Source organism: Streptococcus sp. HCA-5024 (genome assembly GCF_037890265.1).
Lineage (GTDB): Bacteria > Bacillota > Bacilli > Lactobacillales > Streptococcaceae > Streptococcus > Streptococcus lingualis.
This window is the reverse complement of record NZ_JBBKBR010000005.1, coordinates 1-21,073: the sequence shown is the minus strand read 5'-3', so window position 1 is coordinate 21,073 and position 21,073 is coordinate 1. Positions and strand designations below refer to the sequence as shown.

The 21,073-nt window shown below is 44.8% G+C and carries 17 protein-coding genes; 11 read left to right on the top strand and 6 right to left on the bottom strand.

From position 1 onward, the window contains the following. The first annotated feature begins 24 nt into the window (after nt 1-24). The 6 genes from WKT08_RS07980 (at nt 25) to dtd (ending at nt 6,152) form a co-directional block, all read left to right on the top strand. A complete protein-coding gene (locus WKT08_RS07980) occupies nt 25-459 on the top strand; it encodes an NUDIX hydrolase (protein ID WP_155200305.1) in 435 nt (144 codons plus the stop codon). Beyond that, on the top strand, nt 456-929 hold the full coding sequence (locus WKT08_RS07975; protein ID WP_340281282.1) for a GNAT family N-acetyltransferase: 474 nt from the start codon (nt 456-458) through the stop codon (nt 927-929). Before WKT08_RS07980 ends, WKT08_RS07975 begins: the two co-directional genes overlap by 4 nt. A gap of 137 nt (nt 930-1,066) precedes the next feature. Then, a complete protein-coding gene (prmA, locus tag WKT08_RS07970) occupies nt 1,067-2,017 on the top strand; it encodes a 50S ribosomal protein L11 methyltransferase (protein WP_340281371.1) in 951 nt (316 codons plus the stop codon). 1 nt (nt 2,018) lies between these two features. Further along, entirely contained in the window at nt 2,019-2,762 is a 744-nt protein-coding gene (locus WKT08_RS07965) for a 16S rRNA (uracil(1498)-N(3))-methyltransferase (RefSeq protein ID WP_340281280.1), read from the top strand. Between the two features lie 174 nt (nt 2,763-2,936). Beyond that, nucleotides 2,937-5,156 carry a RelA/SpoT family protein gene (locus WKT08_RS07960; protein ID WP_049506398.1) on the top strand — a complete coding sequence of 740 codons (2,220 nt, stop codon included), beginning with the start codon at nt 2,937-2,939 and terminating at the stop codon, nt 5,154-5,156. Nucleotides 5,157-5,708: 552 nt separating this feature from the next. Then, nucleotides 5,709-6,152: a D-aminoacyl-tRNA deacylase gene (gene dtd, locus WKT08_RS07955; protein ID WP_195529165.1), complete on the top strand. Its 444-nt coding sequence runs from the start codon at nt 5,709-5,711 to the stop codon at nt 6,150-6,152. Between the two features lie 21 nt (nt 6,153-6,173). On the opposite strand, the gene WKT08_RS07950 is transcribed toward dtd, so the two are convergent. Continuing rightward, entirely contained in the window at nt 6,174-6,827 is a 654-nt protein-coding gene (locus WKT08_RS07950; RefSeq protein ID WP_340281276.1) for a metal-dependent transcriptional regulator, read from the bottom strand. Between the two features lie 124 nt (nt 6,828-6,951). Between WKT08_RS07950 and WKT08_RS07945 the strand changes: the two genes are divergently transcribed. Further along, the gene (locus tag WKT08_RS07945) at nt 6,952-7,977 is read left to right on the top strand and encodes a DUF3114 domain-containing protein (RefSeq protein ID WP_340281274.1); all 1,026 of its coding nucleotides are present in this window, start codon (nt 6,952-6,954) and stop codon (nt 7,975-7,977) included. A 322-nt stretch (nt 7,978-8,299) separates the two neighbouring features. On the opposite strand, the gene tpx is transcribed toward WKT08_RS07945, so the two are convergent. The 4 genes from tpx to WKT08_RS07925 all read right to left on the bottom strand — a co-directional run bounded on the left by tpx (nt 8,300) and on the right by WKT08_RS07925 (nt 11,376). Beyond that, on the bottom strand, nt 8,300-8,794 hold the full coding sequence (tpx, locus tag WKT08_RS07940; protein ID WP_003014215.1) for a thiol peroxidase: 495 nt from the start codon (nt 8,792-8,794) through the stop codon (nt 8,300-8,302). A gap of 79 nt (nt 8,795-8,873) precedes the next feature. Continuing rightward, complete coding sequence (gene fimA, locus WKT08_RS07935; protein ID WP_320909518.1) at nt 8,874-9,803, bottom strand: metal ABC transporter substrate-binding lipoprotein/fibrin-binding adhesin FimA; 930 nt, start codon at nt 9,801-9,803, stop codon at nt 8,874-8,876. 11 nt (nt 9,804-9,814) lie between these two features. Continuing rightward, nucleotides 9,815-10,657 (bottom strand): metal ABC transporter permease, encoded by an 843-nt coding sequence (locus WKT08_RS07930; RefSeq protein ID WP_003009914.1) that lies wholly within the window; start codon nt 10,655-10,657, stop codon nt 9,815-9,817. After that, nucleotides 10,654-11,376 carry a metal ABC transporter ATP-binding protein gene (locus WKT08_RS07925; RefSeq protein ID WP_340281270.1) on the bottom strand — a complete coding sequence of 241 codons (723 nt, stop codon included), beginning with the start codon at nt 11,374-11,376 and terminating at the stop codon, nt 10,654-10,656. The genes WKT08_RS07930 and WKT08_RS07925 overlap by 4 nt, the downstream gene beginning before the upstream one ends. Nucleotides 11,377-11,524: 148 nt before the next feature. Here WKT08_RS07925 and WKT08_RS07920 point away from each other — a divergent pair, with 148 nt between their 5' ends. After that, on the top strand, nt 11,525-13,420 hold the full coding sequence (locus tag WKT08_RS07920; RefSeq protein WP_340281268.1) for a M13 family metallopeptidase: 1,896 nt from the start codon (nt 11,525-11,527) through the stop codon (nt 13,418-13,420). Between the two features lie 370 nt (nt 13,421-13,790). Then, nucleotides 13,791-14,882, top strand: coding sequence for a glycerol dehydrogenase (locus WKT08_RS07915; RefSeq protein WP_340281266.1), 1,092 nt, complete (start codon nt 13,791-13,793; stop codon nt 14,880-14,882). Between the two features lie 82 nt (nt 14,883-14,964). Here WKT08_RS07915 and WKT08_RS07910 read toward each other — a convergent pair whose 3' ends face one another. Next, entirely contained in the window at nt 14,965-16,287 is a 1,323-nt protein-coding gene (locus tag WKT08_RS07910; RefSeq protein ID WP_340281264.1) for a DUF1958 domain-containing protein, read from the bottom strand. 165 nt (nt 16,288-16,452) lie between these two features. Here WKT08_RS07910 and WKT08_RS07905 point away from each other — a divergent pair, with 165 nt between their 5' ends. Together WKT08_RS07905 and leuS are read left to right on the top strand one after the other, a co-directional pair. After that, nucleotides 16,453-18,429 carry a peptide ABC transporter substrate-binding protein gene (locus WKT08_RS07905; RefSeq protein ID WP_340281262.1) on the top strand — a complete coding sequence of 659 codons (1,977 nt, stop codon included), beginning with the start codon at nt 16,453-16,455 and terminating at the stop codon, nt 18,427-18,429. Between the two features lie 123 nt (nt 18,430-18,552). Continuing rightward, nucleotides 18,553-21,054 (top strand): leucine--tRNA ligase, encoded by a 2,502-nt coding sequence (gene leuS / locus WKT08_RS07900; RefSeq protein ID WP_340281260.1) that lies wholly within the window; start codon nt 18,553-18,555, stop codon nt 21,052-21,054. Nucleotides 21,055-21,073 lie beyond the last annotated feature (19 nt).

Below are 21,073 nucleotides of genomic sequence, written 5' to 3'. Positions count from 1 at the left end.
TTATCATAGAAAAGAGTAAATATCATGGAATTATTGGATAGCAGAATGGATTTCCAAGGTTGCAAGATTGCCTTGATTTGTGGGGATAAGGTCTTGACTATCTTACGTGATGACAAGGACGATATCCCTTGTCCCAACATGTGGGAGTTGCCAGGTGGTGGTCGTGAAGGAAACGAAAGTCCTTTCGAGTGCGCAGCGCGTGAAGTTTATGAGGAACTGGGAATTCATTTAGATGAAGACTGTCTGCTTTGGAGCAAGATTTATCCTAGCGTAATCTTTAAAGACAAGCAATCGGTCTTTATGGTTGGTCAGCTAAGACAAGAACAATTTGACAATATTACCTTTGGGGATGAAGGACAGGCCTATAAACTGATGCCTATTGAGGAGTTTTTGAAGTCTAAACAGGCAGTGCCTCAGCTACAGGGGAGATTGAGGGATTATTTGGAGGAGAGTTTATGATAAGACTTGAACGAGCAGGAGAAGAGGATTTAGAGGACGTCATTGCGATTCAAAGAGCTAGCTTTAAGGCTGTTTATGAAAAATACCATGATGAATATGACCCTTATCTCGAGGACCGCGAACGAATCAAGTGGAAATTAGTCGAGCGTCCCAATAGCTATTACTACTTTGTGAAAGAAAACGAAGAGAAGATTGGTTTTTTACGAATTCATACCAATGAAGAGTTAACGGAAGCTTGGTTGGGAACGGCAGCGATTTTGCCTCCGTATCAGGAAAAAGGGTATGGTTCTGAAGGATTGCGCTTGCTAGAAGAGGAATTTCCAACCATCACACAGTGGGATCTGTGTACGGTGTTACAGGATGCAGGCATGGTCGCCTTCTACGAGAAGAATGGCTACCATCAAACCCATATCGAGCCTGAAAAAGAAGGTATGGATATGGTCTACATGAAAAAATTGATTGACAAATAGAAAGGACGGTTCGGTTAAATTTCTAAACTGAACCCGCCCTAAACACTATGCCAAAAAGATAAACTTCTCTTAGACACAAACGTCTTCAGAGAGTTTCCTATTTTGGCTTTGTGTTTTACGGGCTTGGTATCTTAATGATGGAAACATGGCAAGAGTTAAAAGTTACAGTCAAGCGCGAGGGAGAGGAGTTGATTTCTAATCTCTTGATCGAGTTAGGCGCCCAAGGTGTCGCGATTGAAGACAGCATGGACTATGTGGGCAATGTGGATCGTTTTGGTGAGATTTTCCCAGAGGTAGAGCAGCAAGAAGAAATCGTGGTGACGGCTTACTACCCGGATACGGTTGATGTAGCAGTGGTTGAAGCGGATTTGCAGGCTCGTTTAGCAGAATTGACGGACTTTATGGACTTAGGAGAAGTCAAGATGGGGACGTCTGCCTTGGCTGAGGAAGACTGGGCCGACAACTGGAAGAAATACTATGAACCTGCTCGCATCACTCATGACTTGACCATCGTACCTTCATGGACAGACTATGAGGCGACTGCGGGAGAAAAGATTATCAAGCTGGATCCTGGTATGGCCTTTGGAACTGGGACCCACCCAACAACCAAGATGAGCCTTTTTGCCTTGGAGCAGGTTCTTCGTGGTGGCGAAACAGTGCTGGATGTGGGGACAGGTTCAGGCGTCCTTTCTATTGCTAGCTCACTTCTAGGTGCCAGGGAAATCTTCGCCTATGACTTGGATGATGTGGCAGTTCGGGTCGCTCAGGAAAATATTGAGCTCAATCCAGGCATGGGAAACATCCATGTGACACCAGGTGATTTGCTTAAGGGTGTGGAGATTGAGGCAGATGTCATCGTGGCCAACATCTTGGCAGATATCCTCGTTCATCTGACAGATGATGCTTATCGTTTGGTCAAGGACGAAGGTTACCTGATCATGAGTGGCATTATCAGGGACAAGTGGGAGATGGTACGTGAGTCGGCTGAGTCAGCTGGATTTTTCCTTGAAACCCACATGATCCAAGGGGAATGGAATGCCTGCGTCTTCAAGAAGACCAAGGATGTCTCAGGTGTGATTGGAGGCTAGCATGCAGCAGTATTTTGTCAATGGTAGTGCAATCTCGCCTGTCACCATCGAGGACAAGGAAACCAGCAAGCATATGTTTCAGGTCATGCGCCTGAAGGAGGATGACGAGGTGACTCTAGTCTTTGATGATGGGATCAAGCGCTTGGCGCGCGTGATAAATGTAGAGGCGCGTCAATTGGAGCTGGTTGAGGAATTAGCTGACAATGTGGAACTGCCAGTCCAAGTGACCATTGCCTCTGGCTTTCCCAAGGGAGATAAGCTAGAGTTCATCACTCAGAAAGTAACAGAACTCGGAGCTAGCCAGATCTGGGCCTTCCCTGCCGACTGGTCCGTTGCCAAGTGGGACGGCAAGAAATTGGTCAAAAAGGTTGAAAAGCTAGAAAAAATTGCCCTTGGAGCAGCAGAGCAAAGCAAGAGGAATTTGGTCCCAAGCATTACCCTTTTTGAGAAAAAGGCAGACTTTTTGGATCAGTTAGAACAGTTTGATCGGATCGTGGTGGCTTATGAAGAGTCGGCTAAAGAAGGAGAGGCAGCAGCTTTACTTCAGTCTCTGACCGGATTGGAAGCTGGAAGCAAATTGCTCTTTATCTTTGGGCCAGAGGGAGGCCTCTCCCCTGCAGAAATTGAAAGCTTTACAGCTAAAGGAGCAGTGTTAGCAGGACTTGGACCTCGCATCCTGCGAGCAGAAACAGCCCCACTCTATGCTCTCAGTGCCGTGAGTGTTGTTACAGAATTAATGAACTAACGAAGTGAAGGAATCGCTTCGTTAATTTTTTTACAAAAAACTTTTACGAATGATGAAAAGCAAGGTGGATCCCAGAATGATCTTCGAGAAGTATCCGTATATTAAAGTAGCTTCATTGGTTCCCATCTGCTTCTAAAAGTGTTAAAATAGTATCCAAGAAACTGGAGAAAATACATGCCGAAAGAAGAGAATTTAACAGGGGACCAAGTCGTTGCCCTTACAAAAAAATATTTATCACCTGAAGATGTTGCTTTTGTGCAAAAGGCTTTGGTCTATGCGGTTGATTGCCATAATGGGCAATTCCGTCAGTCTGGCGAGCCTTATATCATCCACCCAATTCAAGTGGCAGGAATCCTTGCCAAGCTGAAACTGGATGCTGTGACAGTCGCCTGCGGCTTTTTGCATGATGTCGTAGAAGATACGGATGCGACTTTAGATGATTTAGAGCGCGAATTTGGTCATGATGTGCGCGTGATTGTCGATGGGGTGACCAAGCTCGGGAAGGTCAAGTACAAGTCCCATGAAGAGCAGTTGGCGGAAAACCATCGCAAGATGCTTATGGCCATGTCTCAAGATATCCGTGTCATTTTGGTCAAATTGGCAGACCGCTTGCATAATATGCGTACCCTCAAGCATTTGCGCAAGGATAAGCAAGAGCGCATTTCGCGTGAGACCATGGAGATCTATGCACCACTCGCCCACCGTCTCGGGATTTCCAGCGTCAAGTGGGAGCTTGAAGATTTGTCTTTCCGTTATTTGAATGAGACAGAATTCTACAAGATTTCTCATATGATGAAGGAAAAACGTCGCGAGCGAGAAGAGTTGGTCGAAGAGGTTGTCCACAAGATTGAGACCTATGCTGGGGAACGCCATTTGCATGGAAAAATTTATGGTCGACCAAAGCATATCTATTCGATCTATCGCAAAATGCAGGATAAAAAGAAACGATTTGATGAAATCTATGACTTGATCGCCATTCGCTGTATCCTGGATACTCCAAGTGATGTTTATGCCATGCTAGGCTACATTCATGAGCTCTGGAAGCCAATGCCGGGGCGTTTTAAGGACTATATTGCCAACCGGAAGGCCAATGGTTATCAGTCCATCCATACGACTGTATATGGCCCTAAAGGGCCGATTGAATTCCAGATCCGAACCAAGGAAATGCACGAGGTTGCCGAATACGGGGTTGCGGCTCACTGGGCCTATAAAAAAGGGATCAAGGGTCAGGTCAACAGCAAGGAATCGGCTATTGGGATGAACTGGATCAAGGAGATGATGGAACTCCAAGACCAGTCAGGCGATGCCAAAGAATTTGTTGAAAATGTAAAAGAAGACATCCTGGCAGAAGAGATTTACGTCTTCACACCAGATGGAACCGTACGCTCGCTTCCGAAAGATTCCGGACCGATCGATTTTGCCTATGAAATCCACACCAAGGTTGGGGAAAAAGCGATTGGTGCCAAGGTCAACGGCCGGATGGTGCCCCTCAATACCAAACTTCGGACGGGAGATCAGGTGGAGATTATCACCAATGCCAACTCCTTTGGTCCGAGCCGTGACTGGCTGACCCTTGTTAAAACTAGCAAGGCGCGTAACAAGATCCGTCAGTTCTTTAAAAATCAAGATAAGGAATTATCGATTAACCGGGGTCGGGACCTCTTGATGGCCCAATTCCACGAGCATGACTTGGTAGCCAATAAGTTCATGGACAAAAAGCACATGGACAAAGTGCTACAAAAATCAAGCTATAAGACAGAGGAAGCCTTGTTTGCGGCGATTGGTTTTGGAGAGATTGGGGCTATTACCATCTTTAACCGCTTGACGGAGGATGAACGCCGGGAAGAAGAACGGGCTAAGGCACGCGCAGAAGCAGAAGAGCTAGTCAAAGGTGGCGAGGTCAAGGTTGAAAATAAAAAAGACACCTTGAAGGTCCGTCACGAGGGTGGCGTGGTCATCCAAGGTGCTTCTGGACTCTTGATTCGGATTGCTAAGTGTTGTAATCCAGTTCCAGGTGATGAAATCGTCGGCTACATCACCAAAGGACGCGGTGTTGCGATTCACCGTCAGGACTGTATGAATCTCCGAGCTCAAGACAACTACGAGCAACGCTTGATCGATGTAGAATGGGAAGATAACAACACGACCAAGGACTACATTGCTCACATCGATATTTACGGTCTCAACCGTGCCGGACTTCTGAACGATGTACTCCAAGTCCTCTCCAATACAGCTAAGATGGTCTCAACCGTCAATGCCCAACCAACCAAAGATATGAAGTTTGCCAATATCCACATTTCCTTTGGAATTCCAAACCTGTCTATGTTGACAACGGTTGTGGATAAGATTAAGAGTGTGCCGGAGGTGTACTCTGTTAAGCGTACCAACGGCTAGTCTTCTACGAAAATCGACTTCATACTGCGTTAGTTTCGACTGGCCTAACTACAGTTATGCCTGCGTCTCACTGCCTTGTCTGATGTCGATTTTCTTTGAAGAAGGTAGGACGTGCTCAGAACTCTTTTATTGCTTCGTTAGCTCGCCTTGCCGTACTTCAGTACTGTCTTCGTCTCGCTGCCTCGCACTAAAAGCAACTGAACAGCCTTTACTTTTCAGATAGTATGCCTGCGTCTCACTGCCTTGTCTGATGTCGATTTTCTTTGAAGAAGCTAGGATGTGCTCAGAACTCTTTTATTGCTTCGTTAGCTCGCCTTGCCGTACTTCAGTACTGTCTTCGTCTCGCTGCCTCGCACTAAAAGCAACTGAACAGCCTTTACTTTTCAGATAGTATGCCTGCGTCTCACTGCCTTGTCTGATGTCGATTTTCTTTGAAGAAGCTAGGACGTGCTCAGTTATCTTTTATTGCTTGGTGGCTCGTCGTCTCTGAGGTCGATGTTTATTCAAGGTCAGCAGTGAATGCTCGATAGATTTATATAATAGGATAATAAAATGAAATTAGTGATTCAACGGGTCAAGAGTGCCTCGGTTTCCATTGATGGTCAAGTCTACAATGCGATCCAGCAAGGCTTGCTGCTCTTAGTGGGAGTAGGACCTGAGGATGACCAGAAGGATTTAGATTATGCGGTCCGCAAGGTATCGCAGATGCGTATTTTCTCAGATGAGGAAGATAAGATGAATCTTTCGGTCAAAGATATCCAAGGAGAAATCTTGTCAATCTCTCAATTTACCCTCTTTGCGGAGACAAAAAAAGGCAACCGTCCTGCTTTTATAGGGGCTGCCAAGCCAGAGATGGCCAGTCAGTTATATGATGCCTTTAATGATCAATTAGAAAAAGAAGTCCCTGTCAAACGAGGGATCTTTGGAGCCGATATGGCGATTGAATTGATCAATGATGGTCCAGTGACGATTTTGCTAGATACAAAAAATCCATAAGTAAGAAAACATGCAGTCGGGTTAGACTGCATGTTTTTCGATATAGAGTTGTTGGGCGATCACTTGGTTGATAGAAATTTCTTGTCCATGGATAACGAAGTGATAGAGGCCTGTGTAGTCATCGTACCGTTGAAACGTGATGGTATCACCAATTTGGAGATGGATCTGGTCTAAGAATTTTAACAATTCATAGGTGTCATAGACCCTTTGCAGAATATACAGACCAGGTTGGGTCGTTTCACTAAGACGGTCTTGGTAGGCTTCGACAAGCCTTTCGCCTTTCTTTGGAATTGTCCCACCGTGAGGGCAACTCTTAGGATTTCCAAGCATGTGATCCAGCCGGTCGATGAAATGTTCAGAAACGGTATGCTCGAGAACTTCTGCCTCTTCATGGACTTCTTCAGTTGTGTAGCCAAGATTTTTCAGCAGAAATACTTCGATCAAGCGGTGCTTGCGGTAGAGATCAGAGACCAATTGCGAGCCCAGATCTGTTAGTAGATAGCCATGGGTCTTATCTTTCACCAAGAGGCCCTCAGAGATCATGCGCTTAATCATCTCGGTTACAGCGGGTGGAGAGACCTGCATGCGACTGGCGATTTCCTTATTACTGATTTTTTCTACTTCTGTGCCAATTTCATAAATGCACTTGAGGTAATCTTCTTTGTTTGGTGTCATGCTTTCCTCTTTTCTTCGCTCACTTCTAGTATATCAAAAAAATCCTCAAAAACGCTAGTGGAGTAATGAGAATTGTCTCAAGCTCCAAAAGATGGTAGTATAGTAGCATAGAAAGGACGGCATTATGAACAGACAGGACTTAGCGAGACTAGGCTGGAGAGAGAATAGTTTGGCCTATCTAGAGAGGCACTTGCAGGGATTTAAAGATCCACAAGCCTACCAAAAACAATACCAGTCTGTCTTTTTCTTTGCTAGTCCTCTGTTTCAAAACATGTGGTTTCAAGAGATCAAAGATCTAACGGAGACTGCTGCCCAAGACTTACTGAGGGGAGTCATGAAAATTCTCCTTATGCCGAGTGACTTGTCTGGAACTTGTGAAGAAACAGCCTTTCTTCTGAGTAGGATGGCTCCAGATTGTCCGCCAGGATCCGACTTTTGGAAGGCATTTTCACGCGTCGTGCAGGTCGCCTTTGAAAGAGATCTCTTAGCAAATCAGTCAGGAGATCAGCTTTTGAAACGCCAGGTTCACCAGTTGCGCTACCTACTTTCAAGTTACCAGGCACAATGGATTCGAATGCATAATGCGAGAGCTGGACAGACTGACGAGGAGGCCTTACAAGCTTACTTACAGGAGACAAAAGGAATTAAGATTGATGCCTATGCGGCAGCCCGCCTTCATAACAAGGTCTCCCTAGGGCCAGATGGTCACCTTCATTATCCATCAGGGGCCTCCCGACAAGTCAATTTCAAGGTCTTGTTAAATTTTCATACGGAGTATATTCTCGATCTAGCTGGGCATTTTCTCAATGAAGTCGATCCAGTAGAAGTTTCTGAAAATGGCATTGTCAATGGTGCCAGTTTTAACTACGGGTTGGCTAGGGGCCGGACCCATAAGAACTTGGATATTGCCCCCGTCAAAGCGTGGGATCCAGCCTTTCGCAAGCGGATCCTCTATCAGCAAGGTGTTCGCTATCTAGCTCCGAAGAATGACCGCGGAGAGCAAGGTTATTGGAGTCGAAAAGGAGTTTTTGCACAGGGAGGTAAGAGCTACAAGCAACAAGTAGCAAAGTGCGTGCGAAGTTTCCTCAGAGGCATCCCTCGCTTACGCTGGCGACTTTTACTCAAGAATGGACTCCACCGGATTTTATAGTAGTCCTCTTTCGGATTGAAGAAATAGGACTCTTAGAAACTTTCCTTAGGTGAGTATGGACGTTAGGTAAAATTATCCAGTGGATGATTTCAGCAATCCACGAAGTTCCATGACTTAGTTTTGAACCTAAAGTTTCAAAACTCCCGAGTGCTAGAAACAATCATGTTTCTAGCACTTTTCTCACGGCGGAAAGTTTCAGTATATGTTGAATGAGCCTAATAGTGTCTACCTCATTTTATTTTTTTTTCTGCATCATTTAGGTTCTTTTACGTAAAAGTAGTTTGTTTATATTAAAAAAAGAGGTCGCAGACCTCTTTTTCGTTTACCCAAGTGCCTTGACGGCTTCGATTGCAGCGTCGTAATTGGGTTCGCTGTTGATGTTGTCGAGGTACTCAACGTAAGTCACCTTGTTGTCTGCATCTAAGACCAAGACAGCACGCGCAAGCAAATGCCATTCATTGATCAAGAGGCCGTAGGCTTTCCCGAAGGAATGGTCGAAGTAGTCTGAGAGCATGATGGCATTTTCGATCCCTTCAGCAGCACACCATTTGCCTTGGGCGAAAGGAAGGTCGACGGAAACCGTCAAGACCACAGTGTCCTCCATGTCAGAGAGGGCCTGGTTGAAGTGACGTGTTTGAGTGGAACAGATACCTGTATCAATAGAAGGGATCACACTGAGAACTTTTTTCTTCCCAGCAAAATCAGCTAAAGATTTCTTTTCAAGAGCTGGAGTGATCAATGAAAAATCATGAGCCATTTCCCCTACTTGAAGTTGAGATCCGGTAAAGGTAACAGGGTTTCCTAAAAATGTTGCCATAAAAAGACTCCTTTTTTTGTTTTTATTGTACCGCAATACCGGAGGAGGGGCCACTGATTTGTTTAGAAATCTAAAGGGTCTACTGACTCAATCCTTCTGCGATCTTGTCTAAGTTCCATTTCATCATGCTGTAGTAGCTATCGCCCTTTTCTCCTTCTTTGGCAATGGAATCAGTGAAGATCTTTGCATAGATTGGGATGTCGGTATCTTTAGACACAGTTTTCATAGGACGTTCATCGACACTGGATTCAACAAAGAGGGCCGGCACCTTGGTTTGACGGAGCTTTTCTACCAGCGTTTTGATTTGGTCAGGTGTGCCTTCTTCTTCCGTATTGATTTCCCAGATATAGGCAGATGGGACGCCATAGGCTTTGGAGAAGTACTTGAAGCAGCCTTCGCTGGTTACGATCATCTTCTTGTCTGCTGGGATGTTATTGAATGCTTGCTTGGCTTCTTGGTCTAGCTTGTTGAGTTTTTCAGTGTAGGCTGCTAGATTTTTTTCGTAGAAGTCCTTATTTTTTGGATCTTTTGCGATTAATTGTTTGGCAATGTTTTTAGCGTAGATGATTCCATTTTCGAGATTGAGCCAAGCGTGAGGGTCTTCTTTTCCAGCTTGGTTTTGGCCTTCTAGGTAGATGACATCGACTCCCTCGCTAACTGCGAAATAGTCCTTGTTTTCTACTTTATTGGCATTTTTGACCAATTTAGTGAACCAAGCATTGCCACCGGTTTCAAGGTTGATCCCGTTGTAGAAGATCAGGTCTGCTTGCGAAGTTTTTTTGACATCTTCTGGTAGTGGTTCGTATTCGTGGGGATCTTTGCCGACGGGAACGATACTGTGCAGTTCGATCTTATCCCCAGCAATATTTTTGGTCATATCTGCAAGGATCGAATTGGTGGTGACCACTTTCAATTTACCAGAAGCTCCAGAAGAAGAACCCTTGCTACAGGCTAGAAGGCCAAATAAGAGCGCTACAAAGAGGGCGAGGACAGAAGCGATTTTTTTCATGTGTTTCTCCTTTAATGAGATGAAAGAGCGTGCTTGTTCTTTCTCTGCTTAGGAGCGATAAAAAAGCTGATGAGAAAGAAGACGGCAGAAGTGAGGACAATACAAGACCCAACGGCGATGTTCAAACTATAGCCAATAAAGAGTCCCAGAACGGATGCAAGAGCGCCTAGGCTAGAGGACAGGAGCATCATGGACCAGAGGCTATTGGCATAGAGATAGGCTGTCGCAGCAGGTGTGATGAGCATGGCGACGATGAGAATGGTTCCGACACTTTGCATAGCAGTGACAGAAACCAAAGTCAAGAGCACCATGAGGAGGTAGTGATAGATCTTGACCCGAACGCCCATGGATTGAGCCAGAACGGGATCAAAAGAAGTGAGCAGTAGGGGACGAAAGAGCAGGACAATTACCAGCAAGACCGCCACCCCAACACCGATGGTCATCCACATATCCTGGTCTTGCACGGCCAAGATATTCCCAAAGAGGATGTGGAAAAGGTCGGTGGAACTTTTTGCGACTCCAATTAGGATGACTCCTAAGGCAAGGAAAGAAGAAAAGGTAATCCCTATCGCTGTGTCGCTCTTGATGATGGAGTTGCTCTTGATATAGGTGATAAGGATGGAAGCTAGAAGCCCAAAGACAATGGCGCCAATAAAGAAATTGATGCCAAGGATAAAGGACAGGGCCACCCCTGGAAGGACCGCGTGTGAGATGGCATCTCCCATGAGAGACATTCCTCGCAAAATGATAAAGCATCCGACAGCTCCAGCGACAATCCCGATGGCAATAGCTGTGATCAGGGCATTTTGTAAGAAGTGGAATTGCTGTAATCCATCAATAAATTCTGTAATCATCCGACGCCACCTCCTATAAAGAGTTCATGCCCATAGGCTGCATGCAGATTCTCCTTGGTAAAGGTTTCCTCTGTTTTTCCAAAAGCGATCAGCTTGCGGTGAAGGAGGAGGACCTGGTCGAAATAAGCTGGGACCTTGCTGAGATCGTGATGGACGATCAGAATGGTCTTGCCTTCTTGTTTCAAGGTCTGAAGGGTCTGCATGATAATGTCTTCGCTGACGGAGTCAATCCCTGCGAAGGGCTCATCCAAAAAGATGACATCTGCTTCTTGGACCAAGCAGCGGGCGATTAGCACCCGTTGGAATTGCCCTCCGGATAGTTGACCAATCTGGCGATCCGCTAGATCAAGAAGATTGACAAGTTTCAGGGCATTTTCCACTTTTTGGAGATCTTCTTTACTTTTTCGCTTGAAGATAGAAAGATGGGGGTAGAGGCCCAGTGAGACACACTCCCGCACCGTGATGGGGAAGTGGAAATCAATAGCGGATTTCTGTTCGACGTAGGCCACCCGTTGAAGAACTTGGCTGAGATCTTGTTGATCGAGCTGGACCCTTCCCGAATGAGGGAGAAGTCCTAGCATGGCCTTGATCAGGGTTGATTTTCCTGCTCCGTTGGGCCCAAGAATTCCTAGGATGGTTGGACCCTGGATGGTGAGGGAAAGATCCTCCAAGGCCAGTGTTTGCTGGTAGGCAACACTTAGATGTTCAATTTGAATCATGATTTTGCTCCTTTACCATTAATATACATAAATAAAAAAATTAAGTCAAGTTAATTTTTAAAATAATTTAGCTTAAATCTCTTGTAATCATTGAAAAAAGTTCCTATTTTTGATAAGGTTATTAGAAAAGAATGAAAGCGAGAAGATCATGGTACGTTTACAAGATGATTTTTATGATTACGTCAATGGGGAATGGGCTGAGACAGCTGTGATTCCTGATGACAAACCGTCAACTGGTGGTTTTATGGACTTGATCCAAGACATCGAAAACTTGATGTTGGATATCACTGGAAAATGGCAACGAGGAGAAGAGTTGCCTGAAGACAGCATTCTGCAAAACTTTGTCAAATACCATAAAATGGTGGCAGATTTTGATGCGCGAGAAGCAGCTGGTGTGGCACCAGTCATGCCCTTGATCAATGAAATCAAGGCTCTGACTTCTTTTGAAGACTATACCAGCAAGTTGGGGACCTATGAACTAGCTGGCAAACCAAATCTCATGCCGTTTAGCGTGTCACCAGACTTTATGAATGCTCAAATGAATGTCTTGTGGGGAGAGTCTCTTGCTCTCATCTTGCCAGATACGACCTACTATGAAGAAGGCAATGAAAAAGGTCCAGAATTACTGGCTATCTGGCGCCAAATGATGGAAAAACTCTTACCAAAATTTGAATTCTCAGAGGAAGAAATCAAAGACATTCTGGATAAGGTCATTGCGGCGGATGCAGAATTGGCCAAATATGTCTTATCAAACGAAGAAAGATCCGAGTACAACAAACTCTATCATCCTTATGAGTGGGCAGATTTCAAGGCCTTGGTCCCAGAATTGCCACTCGATGCCTTCTTTACTGAAGTGATCGGACAAACACCAGATAAAATCATCGTGCCAGAAGAGCGTTTCTGGAAGGAATTCGCACCAAAATACTACTCGGCAGCCAACTGGGAAACCATTCATGCCAAATTGAAACTTGGTGCTGCTTTAGATTGGACGTCTTTCTTGACGGAAGAAATCCGTGTCTTGTCTGGTGAATATGGACGAATCATCACGGGGATTCCAGAACCTCGTCCAAAAGAAAAAGCAGCTCTGGCCTTGGCAGAAGGACCTTATAGCCAAGCACTTGGACTCTGGTATGCGGGAGAAAAATTCTCGCCAGAAGCAAAAGCAGACGTAGAGCATAAAGTAGCGACCATGATTGACGTCTATAAGGAGCGCTTAGAAAAAGCAGACTGGCTCGCTCCTGAAACTCGTGAAAAAGCCATTGTCAAACTCAATGTCATCACACCACATATCGGCTACCCTGAAAAATTACCAGAAACATACGCCAAAAAGATCATCGACGAAAGCAAGACCTTGGTTGAAAATGCTCAAGCCCTTTACGAAATTTCCATTGCCCATACTTGGAGCAAGTGGAACCAACCAGTTGATCGGAGCGAATGGCACATGCCAGCCCACCTGGTCAATGCCTACTATGATCCGCAACAGAACCAAATCGTCTTCCCAGCAGCAATTCTGCAAGCACCTTTCTATGACCTTCACCAATCGTCATCAGCCAACTACGGCGGAATCGGTGCGGTCATTGCCCATGAAATCTCCCACGCCTTTGACACCAATGGAGCATCCTTTGACGAGAACGGTAGCTTGAAAGACTGGTGGAAACCAGAAGATTACGAAGCCTTTACCGCTCGGACTCAAAAAGTCATCGATCAGTTCGAAGGCCAAGATTCATACGGTGCTAAGATCAACGGGAAATTGACTGTTTCTGAAAACGTAGCAGACCTCGGCGGTATCGCTGCAGCCCTTGAAGCCGCGAAGAAAGAGGAAGATTTCTCAGCAGAAGAATTCTTCACTAACTTTGCTCGCATCTGGCGCATGAAAGCCCGGACAGAGTACATGCAACTCCTCGCAAGTGTCGATGTCCACGCACCAGGAAAACTCCGTACCAATGTTCAATTACCAAACTTTGACGAATTCTTTGAAACCTTTGATGTCAAAGAAGGCGACGGCATGTGGCGCGCACCAGAGGATCGTGTGATTATTTGGTAAATTAAGATAGGAGAGACGATTCGGTTTACCGAAACTTCCTGCAGAAAAATAGGAAATCAATGCCGCATTCCATGAATGCCAATTGATTTATCTTTTTTCCAAAGGAAGTAGTCTTGACTTCAGTTAAGCAATTGATTGATTTTCTTGATCGCTCGTGAAAGAATAAAAAATCCCCAAAGCCAAGTTTCAACCTACTGAAACTAGCTGTGGGGATTTTTGATAATAAGATTCATCAAATAAAAATGAAGCGTTTCCAATGACTGCGTGAACAGATAGATTTAATTGATTGGAGCCTTGTATAATTCTTTGAATTTCATAGAAATAAATGCTACTATGGGTGTGAACTAAATAAATTTTAAAGGAGCAGACTATGAGAAATTTTGCAAGTCCGTCACGTTACATTCAAGGTGAAAATGCCTTATTTGAAAATGCGCAATCTATTTCAGAATTAGGGACTCACCCTGTTTTGCTATGTGATTCAGTGGTCTATGATATCGTAGGGAAACGTTTTGAAGAATACCTTGGTCAAAGTGGGCTTACGGTTTTGCCAGTCTTCTTTAATGGAGAAGCTTCTGATAACGAAATCAATCGTGTGGTTAGTTTGACTAAAGAAAATGGCTGTGATTTGGTCATTGGACTTGGTGGAGGAAAGACCATCGATAGTGCAAAAGCTATTGCTGATCTTCTAAAATCACCAGTTGTGATTGCCCCAACCATTGCCTCTACAGATGCTCCTGTTTCCGCCTTATCTGTTATCTATACAGATGAGGGTGCCTTTGAGCGCTATATTTTCTATTCTAAAAACCCAGAATTGGTCTTGGTGGATAGCAAAGTCATCTCTCAAGCACCAAAACGCTTGCTCGCTTCTGGTATCGCAGATGGCCTAGCAACTTGGGTAGAAGCGCGTGCAGTGATGCAAGCCAATGGAAAAACCATGTTGGGTCAACGACAAACCTTAGCGGGTGTTGCGATTGCACAACGTTGTGAAGAAACCTTATTTGCAGACGGTCTTCAAGCCATGGCTGCTTGTAAAGCCAAAGTCGTAACGCCTGCTCTTGAAAACATCATTGAAGCTAATACCCTTCTCAGTGGGATTGGATTTGAAAGTGGGGGATTAGCAGCTGCCCACGCCATCCATAATGGCTTTACTGCTCTTACTGGGGACATCCACCATTTGACACACGGTGAAAAAGTAGCCTACGGAACGCTCGTTCAATTGTTCTTGGAAAACCGTCCTAAGGAAGAATTGAATAAATACATTCGTTTCTATCAACAAATTGGCATGCCAACAACTCTGAAAGAAATGCATCTTGAAACTGCAAGTTATGAAGATCTTCTCAAAGTTGGTCAACAAGCCACCATCGAAGGAGAAACCATCCATCAAATGCCATTTGAGGTGAAGGCTTCTGATATTGCCCAAGCCATCGTAGCAGTAGATGCCTACGTTCAAGGTTTAGACTAAATCAATATCTGTCATTCACCGAGAACGTGACTCCTTTCCAAACCAAGAACTCCCATACCTTATGGTAATGGGAGTTCTTTTTCTATTTTCTTCTTTTTGGATCGGTTTGTTTAAAGATTAGGTATAAAATTCCGGCAGGCAGGAAGCAGAAGAGCCACGTGACATCGAGTCCCTTGCTTTTACTGCTAGAGGTCGTTGCTTTAGACTCACTTACAGCCACTCCCGGTTTAATACTTGGAGATACCTGTTGCAAGCCGTTCTGGACGACTAGGCGGTTGTCTTCTAGTTTAAGGGCTGGCTTCGTCCCCTTCTTAACGGTCGCATAGAAGTCTTGCTTCAGTTGAATGGTCTTCCCGTCGATGGTATGATCGCCTGCAGAAAGGATTTTTTTATACTGGTAGTCTGCGAACATTTTCTCAGCCAGGGTATTCCCTATTTGATTGCGGTAGCTTTCGGCGATCTCGACGTCGTAGTTCCCAACCCCCAAAATCACTTCGATAATCCGTTGTTTCCCCCGCTTGGTGGTCGCGGTGTAGTTATAGTCAGCAGTCGGGCTAGATCCAGTTTTGAGTCCATCTGTTCCTTTAAGGGCGAATTTTCCACCTTCGAGCGAAGTATTGTAGTTATCGTAGCTTTGCTCGTAGGGGGTTCCTTCCATGATGGTAGTGTGAGCTTGCTTGGTGTATTCCAACATTTCTGGCAGGTCGTTTACGATGTGATAAGCCAGAATAGACATGTCCCGCGCTGTGATTTCGTTATTCGCATTGACATCGTAGCGCTGAGGATTGTAGTAGCCCTGAAGGACCGAAATCATCGCCCCATTTGGATTGTGCCATTTGGTATGGCTCATCCCCATTTCTTGTGCGTACTGATTCATTAAGTCCAAAAACTTATCGGGATCATTGTCAGTGACGGCGTTGGCGAGCATAATCACGGCCGCACTGGAAGATGGAACAAAGAGCATCTTGATCAATTCAGATACTTTGTAGTCAACACCAGCTACAATAGGTGAGTTACTTAACAGATTGTTTTCCGAGATGGCTTGGTCTGCCTCTGTTGCTGTAACCACGGTATCATATTTGATCTTGCCTTCTTTGAGGGCCCGAAAGACTACATAGGCACTCATGAGTTTGGCCATGCTTCCTGAGTCCCGGACCGTGTCGATATTGTCTCCGTACAATATAGCTCCAGTATTGGCGTCGATGACGATGTCAGCCTTGGGCTTGTAAAAATCGTCCAATACCAGTCCAGCATCAGCTGCGATTTTCATGACATCTTCTTGCTGGTAGATGTCGTCCGCAAAGGCAGTGGAAATAGGGCCTAATGTCAAGACTCCTACAAGGAGGGACAAGAGGCTGTGTTTTAGTCGTTTGTGTAAATGTCTCACATAATTCATAGATTCCATTATATCATACAGGCCAGGGATTCAACTTGAAAAAATTTTAGAAAAAGTAGAAATTGAAAAAATAAAGGAAAAATAGAATAATTTCGCAGTAAAAGCGTTTACATTTCCCTAGAAAGTGCTATAATTTAAATTGAGTATAACATTTTTTACAATGAGGTGATTTATATGAACAAAGGGAAGGTACTCTTAGCTACCAGCGCTCTGCTTTTATCAGCTGGTGTACTGGCAGCCTGCTCAGGAGGGAAATCTAGTAGCTCTGGTGGTCAGACATTTAGCTATGTCTATACCCAGGATCCGGATACCTTAGACTACTCGATTTCCAATAAAAAATCGACTTCCGAGTTTACAGGAAATGCGATAGATGGCTTGTTGGAAGTGGACAAGTACGGGAACTTGATCCCATCGCTTGCTAAAGACTGGACTGTTTCCAAGGATGGCTTGACCTATACTTATAAACTCCGTAAAGGGGTCAAATGGATGACTTCTGAAGGGGAAGAATATGGAGAAGTCAAGGCCAAAGACTTTGTCACAGGCCTCAAACACGCGGCAGACAAGAAATCACAAGCGATTTACTTGGTCCAAAAATCTGTCAAAGGCTTGGATGATTATGTATCAGGGAAAACATCTGATTTCTCAACTGTTGGAGTAAAGGCTATTGATGATTATACCGTTCAATATACCTTGAGCCAACCAGAAAGTTTCTGGAATTCTAAGACTACGATGGGGATCTTGATGCCGGTTAACGAAGAGTTCCTGAAATCTAAAGGAGATGACTATGGTCAAGGAACTTCTCCATCTAGTATCCTATACTGCGGTCCTTATTTGATCAAATCTATCACTTCTAAATCTTCTGCGATATTGGAAAAGAACCCAACATACTGGGATGCGGATAATGTTAAGATCAGTAAAGTGAAGCTGACCTATTATGATGGACAAGACTCAGAATCCTTGATTCGTGGATTTGATAACGGTGACTATACAGTTGCCCGTGTTTTCCCAAATGGTTCCAACTATAAGAGTGTAGAGAAGAAGCATAAAGACGACATTGTCTATACTGACCAAGGTTCCTCAACCTACAACCTTTCCTTCAACATTGACCGTCAGGCCTATGAAATCACAAAGAAGACTACTGATGCTCAAAAGATTTCAACTAAGAAAGCAATCTTAAATAAGGACTTCCGTCAAGCCATTATGTTTGCCTTTAACCGCAAGGCTTATGTAGCGCAAACTAACGGGGAAGCTGCTGCCAATAAGGTCATCCGTAATACCTTTACGCCACCAAACTTTGTCCAAATCAATGGCCAACAATTTGGGGATGCAGTAGAAAAAGACTTGGAAGCTTATGGGGATGAATGGAAAGGGGTCTCTGTCGCAGATGGAAAAGATACCCTCTACAATCCAACCAAGGCCAAAGAAGAGTTTGCCAAAGCTAAGGCAGATTTGCAGGCTCAAGGAGTTGAATTCCCAATTCATTTGGACCTTCCAACTTCTTCAACTTATACAGAAGGAATCAAACAAGCCCAATCCTTCAAACAGTCGATCGAGTCAACTTTAGGAGCAGAAAATATTGTTATTGATCTGAAAATGATCTCAGATGATGACCTGCAACGGGTTACCTACTTTGCTGAAAATGCATCGCAACAAGACTGGGATTTGAACAATAACTTGGGTTGGGGACCAGACTATACGGACCCATCTTCTTACATTGATATCACTAGTGGTAAATCTGGCGAAAATGCCAATGCCTACTTTGGATTCGATGCTGGTACGGATAATGCGGCCGCAAAAGCAGCTGGTTTTGATGAATACGATCAATTGATCGAAGATGCGCACAATGAAACCAAAGATGTGAACAAGCGTTACGAAAAATATGCTGCCGCTCAAGCTTGGTTGACCGATAGTGCACTCTTGATTCCGATCCATTCAGATGGAGCTTCTCCAGGTGTTCGTAAGACTGTACCATACTCCGCAGCCTTTGCTTGGACAGGCCACAAGGGTCAATCCTTCAACTATAAATATTTGGAAGTTCAAGACAAGGTCGTATCGGCTAAAGACTACGACAAAGCGCGTGATCAATGGAAGAAAGAAAAAGAAAAATCCAATAAAAAAGCGCAAGAAGAACTTGAAAAGCATGTGAAATAGACTTTTCTTGAAGAAAACAGGAGAGACAGGTCCCGTATGGGACCTGTCTTTTTCTTTGTCTGAACCTTTAAAAATCGCCTAAAAATGGTATAATAGGAGCATCACGAAAATTGGAGAGACGCTATGAGTTTTTACAATCATAAAGAAATTGAGCCTAAGTGGCAAAAATACTGGGCTGACCATCACACCTTTAAGACAGGAACGGATGCTTCAAAACCTAAGTTTTATGCATTGGACATGTTCCCTTATCCATCTGGAGCGGGTCTTCACGTAGGACACCCAGAAGGCTACACAGCAACAGATATCCTTAGCCGTTTCAAACGTGCGCAAGGCTACAACGTCCTTCACCCAATGGGATGGGATGCCTTTGGTTTGCCTGCTGAGCAATACGCTATGGATACGGGGAATGACCCAGCAGAATTCACAGCGGAAAACATTGCCAACTTCAAACGCCAAATTAATGCCCTTGGATTCTCTTACGACTGGGACCGTGAAGTTAATACTACAGACCCAAACTACTATAAATGGACACAATGGATCTTCACTAAGCTTTACGAAAAAGGTTTGGCCTATGAAGCTGAAGTGCCAGTAAACTGGGTGGAAGAGTTGGGAACAGCCATCGCCAACGAAGAAGTCCTTCCTGATGGAACGTCTGAGCGTGGAGGCTATCCAGTTGTCCGCAAACCAATGCGCCAATGGATGCTCAAAATCACTGCCTATGCGGAACGTTTGCTGACTGACTTGGATGACCTTGACTGGCCAGAGTCTATCAAGGACATGCAACGCAACTGGATTGGAAAATCAACTGGTGCCAATGTCACTTTCAAAGTGAAAGGGGCTGACAAGGAATTCACCGTCTTTACCACTCGCCCTGATACTCTTTTTGGTGCAACTTTCACTGTCTTGGCTCCTGAGCATGACTTGGTAGATGCTATCACAAGTCCTGAACAAGCTGAGGCTGTAGCGGACTACAAACACCAAGCTAGCCTTAAATCAGACTTGGCTCGTACAGACCTTGCCAAGGAAAAGACAGGGGTTTGGACGGGTGCTTATGCCGTAAACCCTGTCAATGGTAAAGAAATCCCAATCTGGATTGCCGACTATGTTCTTGCTAGCTACGGTACAGGTGCTGTTATGGCCGTACCTGCTCACGATGAGCGTGACTGGGAATTTGCTAAACAGTTTGACCTTCCAATCGTAGAAGTCTTGGAAGGTGGAAACGTAGCAGAAGCTGCTTACACAGAAGATGGTCTTCACGTCAACTCTGACTTCTTGAACGGTCTCAACAAAGAAGAAGCGATTGCTAAAATCGTGTCTTGGCTAGAAGAAAAAGGCTTTGGTCAAGAAAAGGTTACCTACCGTCTCCGCGACTGGCTCTTTAGCCGTCAACGTTACTGGGGTGAGCCAATCCCAATCATTCATTGGGAAGATGGAACTTCGACAGCTGTTCCAGAAAGTGAACTTCCACTGGTCTTGCCAGTAACCAAGGACATCCGCCCTTCAGGTACTGGGGAAAGCCCATTGGCTAACTTGACAGACTGGCTGGAAGTGACCCGTGAGGATGGTGTCAAAGGTCGTCGTGAGACGAATACGATGCCACAATGGGCAGGTTCAAGCTGGTACTACCTCCGCTATATCGATCCACACAATACTGAGAAATTGGCTGATGAGGATCTCCTTAAACAATGGTTGCCAGTAGATATCTACGTAGGTGGTGCAGAACACGCCGTGCTTCACTTGCTCTACGCTCGTTTCTGGCATAAATTCCTCTATGACCTTGGTGTTGTTCCAACTAAGGAGCCATTCCAAAAACTCTTTAACCAAGGAATGATCTTGGGAACAAGCTATCGTGACCACCGTGGCGCGCTTGTGGCAACTGACAAGGTTGAAAAACGTGACGGTTCCTTCTTCCATGTGGAAACAGGGGAAGAGTTGGAGCAAGCACCAGCCAAGATGTCTAAATCCCTCAAGAACGTTGTCAATCCAGACGATGTGGTGGAACAATACGGTGCTGATACCCTTCGTGTCTATGAAATGTTCATGGGACCACTCGATGCTTCTATCGCTTGGTCAGAAGAAGGTCTGGAAGGAAGCCGTAAATTCCTCGACCGTGTGTACCGTTTGATTACAAGTAAAGAAATCGTTGCGGAAAACAATGGCGCTCTAGACAAGGTTTACAACGAAACTGTTAAGGCTGTTACAGAGCAAATCGAGTCTATGAAATTCAACACAGCCATTGCTCAACTCATGGTATTTGTCAATGCGGCGAATAAGGAAGACAAACTCTATGTGGATTATGCCAAAGGTTTTATCCAATTGATCGCTCCATTTGCACCTCACTTGGCAGAAGAACTCTGGCAAACAGTGGCAGCAACAGGCGAGTCTATCTCTTATGTGGCTTGGCCAACATGGGACGAAAGCAAATTGATTGAAGACGAAATTGAGATCGTCGTTCAAATCAAAGGTAAAGTCCGTGCCAAACTCATGGTTGCGAAAGACCTTTCACGCGAAGAATTGCAAGAAGTGGCTCTAGCTGACGAAAAAGTCAAAGCAGAAATCGATGGCAAGGACATCGTGAAAGTGATTAGTGTCCCTAATAAACTCGTTAATATCGTTGTTAAATAAAAATAAATCCTTCAGAGTT